This is a genomic window from Alphaproteobacteria bacterium (genome assembly GCA_035625915.1).
Classification (GTDB): domain Bacteria; phylum Pseudomonadota; class Alphaproteobacteria; order JACZXZ01; family JACZXZ01; genus DATDHA01.
In genome coordinates this window covers 1-13,707 of record DASPOR010000079.1, presented here as the reverse complement: position 1 = coordinate 13,707, position 13,707 = coordinate 1, and the positions used below count along the sequence as shown (strand labels likewise).

Sequence of the window (13,707 nt, the reverse complement as noted above, 5' to 3'; positions counted from 1 at the left end):
CTCGCAGCGACGCTTTTTCGCTAGATCGATCGAGTAAGGCCGCCATCGACCCGAATATTCTGGCCGGTTAGGTAGCTTGCGTCATCGGAGACGAGAAACGCCGTGGTCTTGGCGATCTCGGCGACCGAACCGTAACGGCCCATCGGTATGGCGCTGCGGAGGGCTGCGTCCTCGGGATAGCTGTCTATGAAGCCGGGGAGGAGATTGTTCATCCGAATGTGGGCCTTGGCGTGGGCATCGGCATAGAGCTTGGTGAAGGCCGAGAGGGCGGCGCGCAGGCTGGACGAGACGGGAAAGGTGGCTGCCGGTTCGATTGCCGCGTAAGTCGAGATGTTGACGATGCTGCCACCACCCTGCGCTTGCATGACCGGCGTCACCAGTCTTGCCATGCGCACGACATTCAGGAACACCAAGTCCAGTCCGGTGTGCCACTCGGCGTCCGACACTTCGAGAAGCGGTCCCTTGGGTGGGTGGCCCGTATTATTGACGACGGCGTCGATCCGCCCATAGGCGTCGAGGGTTATCTCGACGAGCCTTTCGAGGTCGGCGGGCGCTGTGACCGAGCCGGTAAGTCCAAGGGCGCCGAGTCCGTGGGCGAGGCCCTCCGCACCCCCCGAGGGAGACATGAGAGCAAGTTTCCAGCCCCGCGCCTTGAGTTCGACCGCAATGGCCGCACCCATGCCTCGGCCGGCGGCCGTCACGATAGCGACTTTGTCCTGCGCCATGCTCGTCCTCTCCTTTGCCGCCTCGCGCACTCGATCCCAATGGGTCAGAGCGCGGTCCTCACGTCCCAAAGTTCGGGGAAAAAACGGATATCGAGCGCCCTCCTGAGATAGCTCACACCCGCGGTACCCCCGGTACCGGGCTTGCCGCCGATGATCCGCTCGACCGTCGTCACGTGTCGGAAGCGCCATTGCTGGAACGAATCCTCGAGGTCGACCAATTCCTCCGCAAGCTCGTAAAGGTCCCAATATCGTTCCGTGTCGCGATAGATCTCGAGCCAGGCTGCAGCAACGCTCGGATCGCTTCGATAGGGGGTCGAGAAATCCCGCGCGAGCACATCTTGTGCAATGACGAAACCGCGCCGATGAAGGAGGCGGATCGCCTCTTCGTAGAGGCTCGGTGCGCGCAACACCCGTTCGAGGGACGTAACGAGATCCGCGCGATGTCGGTGCGGGTCGATCATCGCCGCATTCTTGTTACCGAGGAGGAACTCGATCGTTCGGTATTGAAAGGACTGAAAGCCCGACGAGTGGCCGAGTGCGGCCCGGAAGGTCAAATAGTCGGCGGGCGTCAGCGTCGAAAGAACGTCCCACGATTGGATGAGTTGGGTTTGGATACGCGATACGCGCGCGGTCATCTTGAACGCGGGCCGAAGCTCGTCACGCCGCAGGCAGCCGATCGCGGCCTTGAGTTCGTGGATAGCGAGCTTCATCCAAAGCTCGCTCGCCTGGTGAATGACGATGAAGAGGGTCTCGTCGTGACGGTCGGTGAGGGGCCTTTGGCAATCGAGCAGCGCATCGAGGTGCAGATAGTCGCCGTAAGACATCTCGCCGCGAAAATCGGTATGCGCCCCGTCGTGAATTGGCTTCGTGTCGCGGTTCCGATCGCCGTGTTTCATGTCGAACTCAAGACGCCCGCTCGGTGCGTGCGTGGGAGGCTTCCCAACCCTCCGGATCGTCGAGGAAGGTGCGCACCTTCAAAAGCTGGTCGCGGTCGAAATAACCCTCGGCTTCGGCGACAGCGATAACGTCATACCACGTCGCGAGCGACCAGAGCGTGATGCCGGCATCTGCCAACCGTGCAATCGAGCCCGGGAATATGCCGTAATGAAAGAGCACGAAGTTATGCGCAACTTGGGCACCCGCGTTGCGTAGCGCTTCGACAAAGAGGAGCTTGCTCCCGCCCTCCGACGCCAAGTCCTCGACAAGCAGCACGCGGCTGCCCTCGGGCATGTCGCCCTCGATTTGGGCCATGCGTCCGAAGCCCTTGGGTTTCTTGCGGACATAGAGCATTGGGAGCGCCATGCGTTCGGAAATCCAGGCGGCAAACGGAATTCCCGCAGTCTCGCCCCCGGCGACCGCATCGAACGACGCGACGCCGATCCTGCTTTCGATGAGATCGACGGACAGGTCCATAAGCCGCGCGCGGGCGCGGGGGTAAGAGATGAGCTTGCGGCAATCGATGTAGACCGGCGACTTTCGCCCGGACGTGAACGTGAACGGCTTGTCCGGGCTGAAGTTGACGGCCTTGAGTTCGAGGAGAATGCGCGCAGTCAAGCTGGCCGCCAAATCGTGCTTGGGCTCGTCCTTCGAAGCACCCATTGCCATGCTCCACCATTCCATGCATCCGCCGCGGGCACGTTAAGGCCGAAAAGCGTCGGAGGGAAGGGTTTAGCTGGCCCAATCGCCGGGCGTCGGAGGTCGTGGCGGCAAAGCGAGGCGAACGGCCCCCGATTGGCGTTTCGCGTCGACCGCATGCTTGTCAATGGAGCTGGCGCTGCTAATCTTGCGCGGTCGATCGCCAAGAAAGGTCCTGCAATGTCCGAGCTCGTCCTCATCCAACGCGACGGCGACGTCGCGACCGTCGTCTTGAATCGTCCCGAAAAATTGAACGCGCTCACCAAGGCGTTGTGGCAGGCGGCTGGGGATGCTTTCAGGCTCCTCGACCGGGATCGCGAGGTACGCTGCATCGTCCTGCGTGGCGCTGGCGACAAGGCCTTCGCACCCGGCGCCGATATCGCCGAGTTCAAGGCTGAACGAGCTAATTTCGAGCAGGCGCGTGCCTACGGCGCTGTGATGCACAAGACCATGGGCAGCATCGCCGATTGTCGCCACCCGACCATCGCCATGATCAACGGAATTTGCGTCGGTGGCGGGCTCGAGCTCGCGGTGATGTGCGACCTTCGTATTTGCGGCGAGTCGAGCCGGTTCGGTGTGCCGATCAACCGGCTCGGCGTCATCATGGCCTATCCCGAAATCACGGCACTCATCGATCTCGTCGGGCGCGCCACAGCGCTTGAAATCTTGCTCGAAGGCCGCGTGTTCGGCGCCGCCGAGGCGAAGGAGAAGCGGCTTGTCACCCGCGTGGTCGCGGATCGCGATGTCGAGAAAGAAGCGTACGCGACTGCGCGGCGCATTGCCGACGGCGCGCCGCTCTCAAATCGCTATCACAAGAAGTTCGCGCGACGGCTACTCGATTCGCGCCCCTTGAGTGCTGAGGAATTCGATGAAGGATTTGTAACCGCCGCAAGCGAAGATTACCAGGAGGGTTACCGTGCCTTTATGGAAAAGCGCAAACCGGCATTCCGCGGAATATGATGGAATGGAACCGGCGTGCCCGTGAGGGCCGGTTGCTGGACGCGGATGCGGCGTCAGCGCCTTATTGAACAATCCCGCAGGCCACGCGTGCTCCGTCGCTTGGTGTAGCGGCGCCCGACTTGGCGCCACCGAGAGCATAGATCACGATTGTGCGCCCCTTGAGTTGGGCGAGCTTCAGGTTTTCAACCGTGACGGCGGTTCGCGCAATGCCATCATTGCCGACAGTGAAAAGCGGCAACTCGTCGTGGCGCGTCGTGTCCGCAGTACCTTTCGGGGTGCTCGCATCGTTCGGGTCGATGCTGCGCCCTGCCGCACCGCCGGCCGCGTTAATGCCGTCGACGGGGCCTGGGCCGCAATCGGCGTTTTCGTGGATACCGGCGCCATGTGCGCCAGGATCGAGGCTTTTAAGGAGCGGAGTGAGGCGCAATCCTAGCCTTGTGTCGACCAGGTGAATCGTTCCGATCGTTGCCCCGATGCCGTCCGGCGTAATCAGGGTCATCCTAACTCGTTCCTGCTCGGCCGACGCCGATCCGACGCCGAGGTATGCGACCAAAGCAATCGTCACAATCACAAACAGGGACGTCGGCCATCGCATGCAAATTCTCCCCTCCGCCTCGACACGCGCAGACGGCTAGAAGACTCTGAATGCTTCAGCCTGCCGTGTAGGCGTTGGGAAGCTCCACGCTGTGCGTCGATAAGTCAAGTACGGTTGCGCGAGAATTTGACGCAGCCGAACCTTTATAAGTTGATCGTCATATTTCGAGCCGCCTAGAGCGAGCTTCGTAGGTACCGCATTAGTTGGCGAGATCTGCTGCTTTCTTTTCGATGGCAGCGATCAACGCGTCGATGCCGCTTTGACGGATGATCGAGGTATATTCTGAGCGCCGTGTGGCTAGTTGGGAGATCGAACCATCGAGAAAGATGTCGATGATCTTGAAATCGCCGCCATCCTGGCGCAGCAGGTAGTTCAACGTCACCTTGTCGCCGTCGGACTTGACGAGGGTCGTGTACACGATCACGTCCTTCCGAGGTGTTTCTTTTTCTTCGGCTGTAAGGAACTGCTCGCCGGCGTAGTCGTCGAAGCTGTGCGCATAGTTCGCGATCGTGAATTTGCGAAACGCCGCCACGAGCTCTGTGCGTTGAGCTTCAGTCATCTGATCCCAGAAGGTGCCGACACTCTGCTGCGCCATCACCGTGACATTGAAAGCCTTGTCGACTGCGGTCGCCAACCGATCGTAGCGACCCTTGTAGCCGAGCTTCGGCCCGTTCCGCATTGTGTCCAGCAGCGTCGCGTAATACGCCTCGACGACCTGCTTGGGCGTTTCAGTTGCGGCGCGGACCTGCCCGACATAGGTCGAGAATGCGAGCAGAATGCAAGTGATCGCCAACGTGCCGCGGTAGCGCGTTCGGATTAGATTGAAAAACATTCCCACGGTACTCATGCCAACTTGTTGATCTTGGTTCAGGCCCAAAAGGGCCTTCTATTTTTCGAATTATAGCGTGTCTCCCCGAATCGGGGCCGTCAACCTTCTACCATAGGTCGCGCAATTTCACCCGTGCCGAACGCCGCCGCGTCAGACAGTACCCAGCTCCTGATAGAAGGTAAGTATGAATCCGATCAGGAGCAATGACGCGGTCGCCCCGAGCCCCGCCCAGCGGGACGCCGGCGGCTCGAGTTTCAACTCCAGCCAGCGTCCGATCGCGAGAAACATGGCGAACAGGCCCATGACCGTGTGCGATACTTGTATCAAGTACTGCGGCTTGATTTCAAATGCACCGTGCGAGTGGGTCAGGAGCAGCAGACCGCCGAATGCGCTGAGCACGGGAAAAACATAAGCCTGCCACGCGTCCTTTCGGCGCGTGGTGCGGGCACGCCACTCGATGAGGCCAAGGACCGCAGCGAGCAGAATGGCGACCCGGTGCTGGAACACCTCGGCGTCCGCCAGACTTTTCAAGAACGGCACATCGCCGAGGGGCCAGGTCTCGGGGTCGCTTCGGATGAACAGGAAGATCGCCAGCAGCACGAACCCAAGCGGCCAGTGCCGCGCCCAACCGAAACCTTTCAAGCGCGAGAGAAACGCGATCACCGCCATCGTGACAAGCACCAATCCCGTCACATTGTGATTGTATTCGGACCATGCGGACTCGAGATTGCGATCCTGCCTCGAGAGACCAAGCAAATTGTTCGGATCGGTCGGCATTTCGGCATGCGTGGGCGAGGTGATTCGCGGCGCCTTGGGCACGAATACATGCAAAACTTCGGCGATGCTGGCATCTGTATTTGTAAGATCGAGCGCTGGCGGCTGATGCGCCAGCGCCGCCGCCGCCATGAGCAGCGCAATAAGCACGAAAGTTTCCGCCTCGACATAGAACGGAACCACACGCCACACTGCGTCGCCGTCCCGGCCAGTGCCGCTCTGCCGGCCGGCGCGGTAGTTGAGCCCGGCGAAGCAGAGTGCGGTCAGAAACAGAGCTATTTTCACGAGGACCATCGAACCATAGCCGGTGCCAAATAATCCGGCGAAAGAACGCACATAGTAGAGTGCGAGGACAATCGCGGTGGCGATCGCCGTGCCGACCGCACCCATGCCCAACAGCGAAAAGCGCCTGATCGCCACAGGCCATAGGGGCCTAATCCGATCGTCACGCTTGGCGAGACTTCGTAAGCCGAGCAGGTGGAGAACGCCTCCCACCCAAATAGCACCGGCGAGGGAATGGAGTGTGGTGAGCGCCATGAGCAATTCGCGGTCGTGAATACGGCTTTGGCCATGACTGTGCCACGCACCCGCCACCACGATGGCAAGACCGAAGGCACTGACGCTCCACCATCTGCGTTTGTCGTGAGGTGCTGCGCCGAGCCAGGCCGCGGCGGCGGCCATAGCGAATGCTAGGAGGGCGCGTGCACTGCCTGCCCTAAAAAAGGCCGCACCATAAAGGGCTGGAAAGGGCGAACGACCCATCGTCGCGTCAAGGATGTAAGCGTCCGCCGCAAGCTCTAAGACCTGTGCGATTGCCAGGACCAAGGCGCCCTTGCCGATCAAATCGATTGCACGATGAACGGGGGCGCCCGAAAACGGCGAATCGGAGTCCTGGACGCGTAAGACGATTACGGTCCATGCCAGGCCGCCAAGGGCAAGGGCGAACGCCGCCCAGCTCAGCCCATCGACGATGTCGGAAAGAAAATCTGCGATTGCCGCCATGACATTCTAAAAGGGGCTGTGCTAACCGAGCTTGCCGATACACCCGATCGGGCAGGCACGGCAACGTATGTTCTTCATTTGTCCCTTTGGTTTTCGGCCCCAGCGCTCACGTGCCCTATCGTTGCGCTCCCTGTCAAGCGCGGTCGTCCAAAGTTTGGAACATATCGTGCTTTTTCGCCGCGGCATTGCCGTTATTACGGCAATATTGCACTTGTCCCGGCTACGATGCCTCTCTATATGACCATGCCACGGCGGGGGAAGTGCCGGAAATATATCGCCTCCAGCCCACCAATCAGCCAAGTCCAGCGGCGAATGAGCTTGTCGCAATTACATGCCAGGGCCCCGAAAATTACGCCGAGGGCCGAGGAAAGGCCCCCTGAGCCGGTGCCAATACAATCTCGCTCGCCCTTGGCCCAAGCGCTCGTTTGGTGGGTCGAGCGTGCGCGCCGGTGGGCCAAGGCGGTTGTCGCAGGTTCGATACTGTTGACCGTCGCGGGCGGGTATTACACCGCCGGCCATCTCGGCATGAATACCGATAGCGGCGCGCTACTCTCGACCGATTTGACCTACCGCAAGAATCTGAGGGCCTTCGAGGCCGCGTTTCCGCAGCTCGTGGACAATATCGCCGTCGTCATCGAAGCCGATAGTCCCGACCGAGCCGAGGATGCCGCGAACGCGCTCGTCAGGAAGCTGAACGAGGACGAGCGAACCTTCGAAGAGATTTTCACTCCCGAAGGCGATCCGTTCTTCCGCCGGGAAGGCCTCCTCTTCCTTGAGAAAAAGGAGCTTCAGGATCTTTCCGACCGACTTGCCCAAGCGCAACCGCTCCTTGGGGCGCTCGTCGAGGATCGCAGCCTCCGCGGCCTCTTTGGCGTGCTTGGCGATGCGTCGGAGGCGGTGACGAAAGGGGAGGTCGACCCCGGTCTGCTCACACGGCCGCTGACGATGATTGGCGACACGGTTGAGGCGCGCCTTGCAGGCAAGCCCCAGCGACTGAGCTGGCGCGATCTCATGACCGGCTTGCCCGACCGGCCGTCCGACCGCCGGCAGATTGTCCTGGTAAAGCCGAGGATATCCTACGATTCGCTGTCGCCGGCTGAACACGCCATCAAAGCGGTCCGTGCGGCGGCAAAGGAACTCGGTCTCGACCCCAAGCACGGCGTCAGTGTTCGGCTGACCGGCGGGCCGGCCATGGACGAAGATGAGCTAAAAAGCGTGCAGGACGGGGTGGGCCTCGCAAGCCTCGTCTCGCTTGCGCTCGTCACCGTGCTTGTCTTTCTGGGGCTCCGCTCTCCAAAACTGGTCTTCGCGACCATCACCACGCTCCTCTTCAGCTTGATTTGGACGGCAACATTCGCGGCCCTCGCCATTGGCTATCTCAATCTGATTTCGGTGGCGTTTGCGGTGTTGTTTATCGGCCTCGCCGTCGATTTCAGTATCCAGTTCGGCCTGCGCTACAAGGAAGGAATCGATCAGGACAACGGCATCCGCGAGGCACTCGAGCATGCCGCGGCGGGAACCGGTGTGGCGGTCGGCCTCGCAGCCCTTTGCGCTGCCATCGGCTTCTTCGCATTTGTGCCCACGAAATATACCGGCCTCTCGCAGCTTGGCATCATTGCGGGCGGGGGCATGTTCATAGGCTTCGCCGCCACCCTCACGCTGCTCCCGGCACTTCTTACCGTGATGCCGCTTCGGCCACGGCCACGTGCACCCGAGGAACGCGCCGAGCCCGCCGTCATGAACTACCTCGATCGCCACGCGCGGGCAATTTGCCTCGGCGCCTTGGCACTCGGCCTCATTTCGCTTTTGGCGATGCCGCACGCGCGCTTCGATTTCGATCCCATCAATCTGAAGGATCCTAAGACGGAGTCGGTTCAGGCCTATTTGGACCTGACCAGGGACTCGAGCACTTCACCATACGAAATCAACGTCGTCACAGCGAACCTCGCCGCCGCGGATGCGCTTGCGAAGCGCCTCGATGGTTTGCTCGAGGTCGACAGCACCATAACGCTTTCGTCCTTTGTGCCGCAGGACCAGCAAACCAAGCTCGCCTTGATCGACCAGATGGCGACCTTCCTCACGCCGGTGATTGATGGCGGGGATCCGAAGCCCCCTCCGTCCAACGAAGAACGTCGCCAAGCCACGGTCGAATTGATCGCAAAGCTGCGCGATATGGCGGCTTCGCCGAAGGCGGGCGCTCTCGCGGCACCTGCAGGAAGGCTTGCAACGCTGCTTGCGCAATTCGACCGAGGACCGGGACGCGATGCCAGCGCATATGCGGGCCTTGAAGAGGCCATCGTTGCAAACCTGCCGGGCCGTTTGGATGGCCTCGTCGATTTGATGAAGGCGGGGCCGGTGACACTCAACACAATTCCGCCTGAGATCAAAGCGCGCTACGTGACCCCGGACGGCCGCGCTCGCGTCGAGGTTTTTCCCGCCGACATGCTCACGGATGAAACGGCCCTTCGCCGCTTCGTGGGTGCCGTTCGCGACATCACGCCGGATGCGACCGACACACCCGTGCTCCTACTCGAGGGTGGAAAGCTCGTAATCGGCGCGTTCGAGACCGCGGGCGTCATCGCCTTCGTGGCCATAACGCTGTTACTGATTGTCGTCCTGCGCAACGTTTGGGACTCTATTCTTGTCCTCTTGCCGCTCGCGCTTGCGGCGGCCCTCACCGTGGCCATCGTCGTCGTTACCGGACTGAAATTCAACTTCGCGAACATCATTGCCCTTCCGCTTCTTTTCAGCCTCGGCGTGGCGTTTAGCATCTATCTCGTTCTGCGACATCGCGAGACACGGAGTGTGGTCGATCTCCTGCGCACATCCACGCCGCGCGCCGTGCTGTTTTCCGCACTCACGACCATGGTCTCGTTCTCCAGCCTGATGGTGTCGAGCCATCGCGGTACGGCGAGCATGGGATATCTGCTCGGCATTTGCCTAACCCTTGCACTCGTTTGCACGCTGCTCGTCCTTCCGTGCTTGCTCACTTGGCGCGAACAGGCCCGTAACCGACGCGACAGGCGCTAGGCGCTCATGCTCGCGCTCATGTTGGCGGCAGGGATCGGCGAGCGGCTTGGCAAGGGTGGGACCCGTCCCCCCAAGGCGCTCCTGCGCTTCGGCGACGAGTCGCTTCTTGGGCGCCATATCGCCATACTTCGCCACTTCGGCGTCGACCGGGTCGAGATCGCGACCGGCTATCGCGCCGAATCGATTGGGGCCGAGCTTCACCGACTCGACACCGACGGCTTTGTCGGAACGACATTCAATCCGCATTTTCGTGCGGGCAGCATCCTCAGCCTTTGGGCGCTGCGCTCCCATCTGTTGAGCGGGCAGGACGTCGTCATCATGGATGCGGATGTGCTTTACGATCACCGGCTTCTCGCACCACTTCTTGGAAGCCGGCACGGCAATTGTTTCTTGCTCGACAGCACTTCGGGAAAGGACGATGAATCGGTCAAAATCGGGGTTGACAATGGGTCGATCGTCACACTCGATCGGCGGCTGCCCACGTCTCAAGAATGTGCTGGCGAGTGGGTGGGGTTCGTCCGTCTCACACCCCAGGCGGCGGCACGGCTGGTCGAGGCGATGCGGCTCCATATCGATTACGGCCGATCCTCGTTGTGGCTCGAGGCGGCTCTCGGCGATCTACTGTCGGGGCCACGTGAGCTGCACTTCGGCTTCGAGGATGTCGCCGGCTTACCGTGGATCGAGATCGATTTCCCCGAGGATGTAGCGCGCGCCGAGCGCGAGATCTTTCCGAGGCTCGAAGCGCTTCCCAAGCAGCAATCCGGCGCGAACGCCGGTGCTGAATGAAGTCTCTCGACTTGCCATGAGAGCGCTCGTCACCGGTGCCTCCGGGTTCATCGGCTCGGCGGTGGCGCGTCGGCTTGTCGAATCGGGTTTCGAGGTTCGCGCCCTCGTTCGACCGGCGCACGCGCGGCGCAATCTCGAAGGCGTGCCGTGCGAAATAGCTGAGGGCGACTTGACGGACGAGAATTCCCTCATCGCGGCGGTCAAGGGCTGCGAGGCACTCTTCCATGTGGCTGCCGATTACCGCCTCTGGGTTCCAAATCCGAGCAGCATCTACCGCACGAACGTGGATGGCACGCGCAACCTCATGCTCGCCGCCATCCGGGCGGACGTTTCGCGCGTCGTCTATACGAGCAGCGTCGCGACTCTCGGCCTGACGCCGAATGGCTCGCCCGCGGACGAGGAAACGCCGTCGAGGCTGAGCGACATGATCGGCCATTATAAACGCTCAAAGTATCTTGCGGAGACGGAGGTAACACGACTTGCCCGTGATGCCGGTCTGCCAGTCGTCATTGTCAATCCGTCGGCGCCGATCGGGCCGCGCGACGTGCGCCCGACGCCAACGGGGCGAATGATCGTTCAGGCCGCGCGCGGCAAGATGCCCGCCTACGTGGAGACGGGGCTCAACGTCGTCCATGTTGACGACGTGGCCGAGGGACATCTGCTCGCTCATGCTCATGGTGTCGTCGGGGATCGCTATATCCTGGGTGGGGAGAACCTATCGCTGCGCAAGATCCTCGAGACCGTCGCCGGCATCGTTGGGCGAAAGCCGCCGAAGGTCCGGCTGCCCCATAACCTCGTCCTGCCGATCGCTTATATCGTCGAAGGATTTGCGCGCCTCGCTCGAAGCACCAATGAACCCGCGGTGACCGTGGACGGCGTGCGGCTTGCCAAGAAACTCATGTACTTCAAGTGCGACAAGGCGATCCGTGTGCTCGGTTACCGCGCGCGACCGGCGAGGGCCGCACTTGAGGACGCCATCACGTGGTTTCGTGAAAACGGCTATCTCGGTTGAGCCGACACGGCCGGTCTGCCCCCTTCCTGCGGTCGGAGGAGGGGTAAGGCGAGTAGGGAGAGGGCGAAGACGACGCCGAGTGCTGTCCATGCCTCATTGAAGGAAAGCACGAGTGCTGCTCGCTCGACGAGCGGGGCGACGACGTCCTTCGTGGCCTGGTCGATTGGGCCGAGAGGCATGTTGTGGAACCGCTCGAGCGGCAAGCCGACAAGACGCGCAGCACCCGGGTCGCCGGCCTCAAGGCGGTTGACAAGTTGAGCGATGTGGACCGGTGCGCGCTGTTCCAGAATCGTGTCCACGAATGCGATGCCGATGGCGCCGCCGAGATTGCGCATCAGGTTGAATAGCGCGCTGGCGTCGGAGAGCGCCTCGCCCGTCCGTCGCTCGAGCGCCATAGTGGTGGTCGGCAGAAGGCACAGCATGACCCCGAGGCCACGTAGGATTTGAGGCCAGAATAGGCCACGAAAATCCGTCTCGTATGTCGCAAAGCCGTTCGCGATAAGGCCGACGGCAAATAGCCCGTAGCCAATAAAGATCAGCAACCGTGCGTCGACGCGTTTTTCGGCGAAAGCCGCCACGGGCGCCACGGCAAGCTGTGCGGCCCCCGTCACGAACATGATCTCGCCGATTTCGAGGGGCGAGTGCTGTCGAACGAAGCCGAGAAAGATCGGGAGCAAATAGACCGATCCATAGAGACCGGCGCCGAGAAGAAAACTATAGCCTGCGTTGACCGCAAAAATACGATCGCCGAAGATTGCGAGAGCCACGACCGGCTCGCGATGACGAAGACACCGGACGACTGCTAGGCCCCCGCTTACGATGCAGATCGCGACGAGCGCCGTCACGACGGCGTCATGCCAATTTCGCGTTGGTCCCTCCTTCAGGAGGATTTCGAGGCCCGCGAGAAATATGGCGCAAAGCGCCACTCCAAGATAATCGAGGTGCTTCCAAAGCTTCCACTCGGGCCGTCCGGCACGGATGTGCCAGCCGGCCACAATCGCAACAAGAACGCCGGGGGCGAGGTTGACGAGGAACAGCCAATGCCAAGTGTATGTCTCGGTGATATAGCCGCCCACTGTAGGTCCAAGCGTGGGGGCAAGCATCGCAAAGACGCCCGCGACCGTCGTGGCCAACACGCGCGCGCGTTCGGGAAAAACGACGAAGACCGCGTTGAATACGATAGGAATCACCATCCCGCCGCAGAAACCCTGGATAACGCGGAAGACGATTAAAACGCTGAACCCGTGGCTGAGAGCGCAGCCGAGACTTGCGAGCGTGAAGCCCAGATTTGCCGCAACGAACAACCGGCCGAGCGAGACGAGGCGCGTGAGGCGTCCGGTAAGGGAGATCCCGATCACTTCTGCGATGAGATAGGCTGTCTGGACCCAGCTTAATTGGTCGTGCGGGATTCGGAGTGCGGCGCCGATGTCAGGCAGTGAACTTGCCACGATCTGGATATCGAGGATGGCCATGAACATGCCGACGCACATGGCGAGAAATCCGAGCCATATACCAATCGGGACAGGGTCCTCCTCGAGCAGGCTGCGAGATATCGTCGCATGATCGGTCATTCTATTCATGGACCTTGGCGATGGAACTCCGCCTTGGCGCGCCAGCCAGCATTTTGGCATCGGCAAAGCTATGCAATGCCTCGAAGAAGCACAAATAACAATGTTGTCAGGATAAGGCCTTCGGTCAAATCAGTGGCGCAAAGCGGTTGACTTCTTGCCGATGACGACAATTTATGGGCTGGCCGCACATTGACGTTCAATTTGGAGATCATTAGAGAAGCCTTTGAAAATCAATGATTGCGTCGCTCCGAATTGTAATGGGGTGCTGAAAATGCCGGGCTTTTGTTTGGCGTCCCGTTAGGTTTCGTGTTATCACGCGGCTCCAATCGGGATCGGTTGAGAGTGGGCCGATTGCGAACGTTTGCGGTAAGCGCAGATATGGGGTTCAACCTCGGCTGCGGGCAAATCAGTAAAAGAGGGTATTCATGCGAGTCGTGCTTGCCCAACCAAGGGGATTCTGCGCAGGCGTTGAGCGTGCTATCGAAATCGTGGAGCGCGCACTCAAGCGTTACGGTCCGCCGGTCTATGTCCGCCACGAAATCGTACACAACAAGCGTGTCGTCGAGGATCTGAAGGCAAAGGGTGCCATTTTCGTCGAGGAACTCGATGAGGTTCCGGCGGGTGCGATCACGGTGTTCAGTGCCCACGGCGTTGCGCAAAAGGTCGAGGAGGATGCGAGTTCGCGCAAGCTGCCAGTCATCGACGCGACATGTCCGCTCGTCGCGAAGGTCCATAAGGAGGGCCAACGCTATGCCGAGGGCGGTTTTGAGGTCGTGTTGATCGGCCAC

Annotated in this window: 12 protein-coding genes; 5 read left to right on the top strand and 7 right to left on the bottom strand. The window is 61.0% G+C overall.

What is annotated here, in order from left to right; translation table 11 throughout:
• Positions 1-20 precede the first annotated feature (20 nt).
• The 3 genes from VEJ16_06510 to VEJ16_06500 are packed head-to-tail and all read right to left on the bottom strand — an operon-like array spanning position 21 to position 2,324.
• Complete coding sequence (locus VEJ16_06510) at positions 21-725, bottom strand: SDR family oxidoreductase (protein HYB09302.1); 705 nt, start codon at positions 723-725, stop codon at positions 21-23.
• A gap of 44 nt (positions 726-769) precedes the next feature.
• Positions 770-1,621, bottom strand: a complete 852-nt coding sequence (gene kynA / locus VEJ16_06505; protein HYB09301.1) for a tryptophan 2,3-dioxygenase — start codon at positions 1,619-1,621, stop codon at positions 770-772.
• A 7-nt stretch (positions 1,622-1,628) separates the two neighbouring features.
• Positions 1,629-2,324 (bottom strand): orotate phosphoribosyltransferase, encoded by a 696-nt coding sequence (locus VEJ16_06500; GenBank protein ID HYB09300.1) that lies wholly within the window; start codon positions 2,322-2,324, stop codon positions 1,629-1,631.
• 216 nt (positions 2,325-2,540) lie between these two features.
• On the opposite strand from VEJ16_06500, the gene VEJ16_06495 reads away from it, so the two are divergent.
• Positions 2,541-3,320, top strand: a complete 780-nt coding sequence (locus VEJ16_06495; protein ID HYB09299.1) for an enoyl-CoA hydratase-related protein — start codon at positions 2,541-2,543, stop codon at positions 3,318-3,320.
• 61 nt (positions 3,321-3,381) lie between these two features.
• Here VEJ16_06495 and VEJ16_06490 read toward each other — a convergent pair whose 3' ends face one another.
• The 3 genes from VEJ16_06490 to VEJ16_06480 all read right to left on the bottom strand — a co-directional run bounded on the left by VEJ16_06490 (position 3,382) and on the right by VEJ16_06480 (position 6,520).
• Entirely contained in the window at positions 3,382-3,915 is a 534-nt protein-coding gene (locus VEJ16_06490) for a superoxide dismutase family protein (protein ID HYB09298.1), read from the bottom strand.
• A gap of 199 nt (positions 3,916-4,114) precedes the next feature.
• Positions 4,115-4,747 carry an ABC transporter substrate-binding protein gene (locus tag VEJ16_06485; protein HYB09297.1) on the bottom strand — a complete coding sequence of 211 codons (633 nt, stop codon included), beginning with the start codon at positions 4,745-4,747 and terminating at the stop codon, positions 4,115-4,117.
• A 147-nt stretch (positions 4,748-4,894) separates the two neighbouring features.
• Positions 4,895-6,520, bottom strand: a complete 1,626-nt coding sequence (locus VEJ16_06480) for a CopD family protein (protein ID HYB09296.1) — start codon at positions 6,518-6,520, stop codon at positions 4,895-4,897.
• Between the two features lie 384 nt (positions 6,521-6,904).
• Between VEJ16_06480 and VEJ16_06475 the strand changes: the two genes are divergently transcribed.
• The 3 genes from VEJ16_06475 to hpnA are packed head-to-tail and all read left to right on the top strand — an operon-like array spanning position 6,905 to position 11,348.
• A complete protein-coding gene (locus tag VEJ16_06475; protein HYB09295.1) occupies positions 6,905-9,550 on the top strand; it encodes an MMPL family transporter in 2,646 nt (881 codons plus the stop codon).
• Between the two features lie 6 nt (positions 9,551-9,556).
• Entirely contained in the window at positions 9,557-10,336 is a 780-nt protein-coding gene (locus VEJ16_06470) for a phosphocholine cytidylyltransferase family protein (protein ID HYB09294.1), read from the top strand.
• Between the two features lie 16 nt (positions 10,337-10,352).
• On the top strand, positions 10,353-11,348 hold the full coding sequence (gene hpnA, locus VEJ16_06465; protein ID HYB09293.1) for a hopanoid-associated sugar epimerase: 996 nt from the start codon (positions 10,353-10,355) through the stop codon (positions 11,346-11,348).
• Here hpnA and VEJ16_06460 read toward each other — a convergent pair.
• Positions 11,336-12,919, bottom strand: a complete 1,584-nt coding sequence (locus tag VEJ16_06460; protein ID HYB09292.1) for a DHA2 family efflux MFS transporter permease subunit — start codon at positions 12,917-12,919, stop codon at positions 11,336-11,338. The two genes, hpnA and VEJ16_06460, sit on opposite strands and share 13 nt — an antisense overlap.
• A 425-nt stretch (positions 12,920-13,344) precedes the next feature.
• Between VEJ16_06460 and ispH the strand changes: the two genes are divergently transcribed.
• Positions 13,345-13,707 (top strand): 4-hydroxy-3-methylbut-2-enyl diphosphate reductase (gene ispH, locus VEJ16_06455; protein HYB09291.1); only part of this gene is annotated, 363 nt, incomplete at its 3' end.

Bases quoted from the DNA above. Each gene is read 5' to 3' on its own strand.
- hpnA (HYB09293.1), top strand. From the start codon at position 10,353: ATGAGAGCGCTCGTCACCGGTGCCTCCGGGTTCATCGGCTCGGCGGTG.
- VEJ16_06495 (HYB09299.1), top strand. From the start codon at position 2,541: ATGTCCGAGCTCGTCCTCATCCAACGCGACGGCGACGTCGCGACCGTC.
- VEJ16_06510 (HYB09302.1), bottom strand. From the start codon at position 725: ATGGCGCAGGACAAAGTCGCTATCGTGACGGCCGCCGGCCGAGGCATG.
- VEJ16_06485 (HYB09297.1), bottom strand. From the start codon at position 4,747: ATGTTTTTCAATCTAATCCGAACGCGCTACCGCGGCACGTTGGCGATC.
- VEJ16_06480 (HYB09296.1), bottom strand. From the start codon at position 6,520: ATGGCGGCAATCGCAGATTTTCTTTCCGACATCGTCGATGGGCTGAGC.
- kynA (HYB09301.1), bottom strand. From the start codon at position 1,621: ATGAAACACGGCGATCGGAACCGCGACACGAAGCCAATTCACGACGGG.
- VEJ16_06460 (HYB09292.1), bottom strand. From the start codon at position 12,919: ATGACCGATCATGCGACGATATCTCGCAGCCTGCTCGAGGAGGACCCT.
- VEJ16_06470 (HYB09294.1), top strand. From the start codon at position 9,557: ATGCTCGCGCTCATGTTGGCGGCAGGGATCGGCGAGCGGCTTGGCAAG.
- VEJ16_06490 (HYB09298.1), bottom strand. From the start codon at position 3,915: ATGCGATGGCCGACGTCCCTGTTTGTGATTGTGACGATTGCTTTGGTC.
- VEJ16_06500 (HYB09300.1), bottom strand. From the start codon at position 2,324: ATGGGTGCTTCGAAGGACGAGCCCAAGCACGATTTGGCGGCCAGCTTG.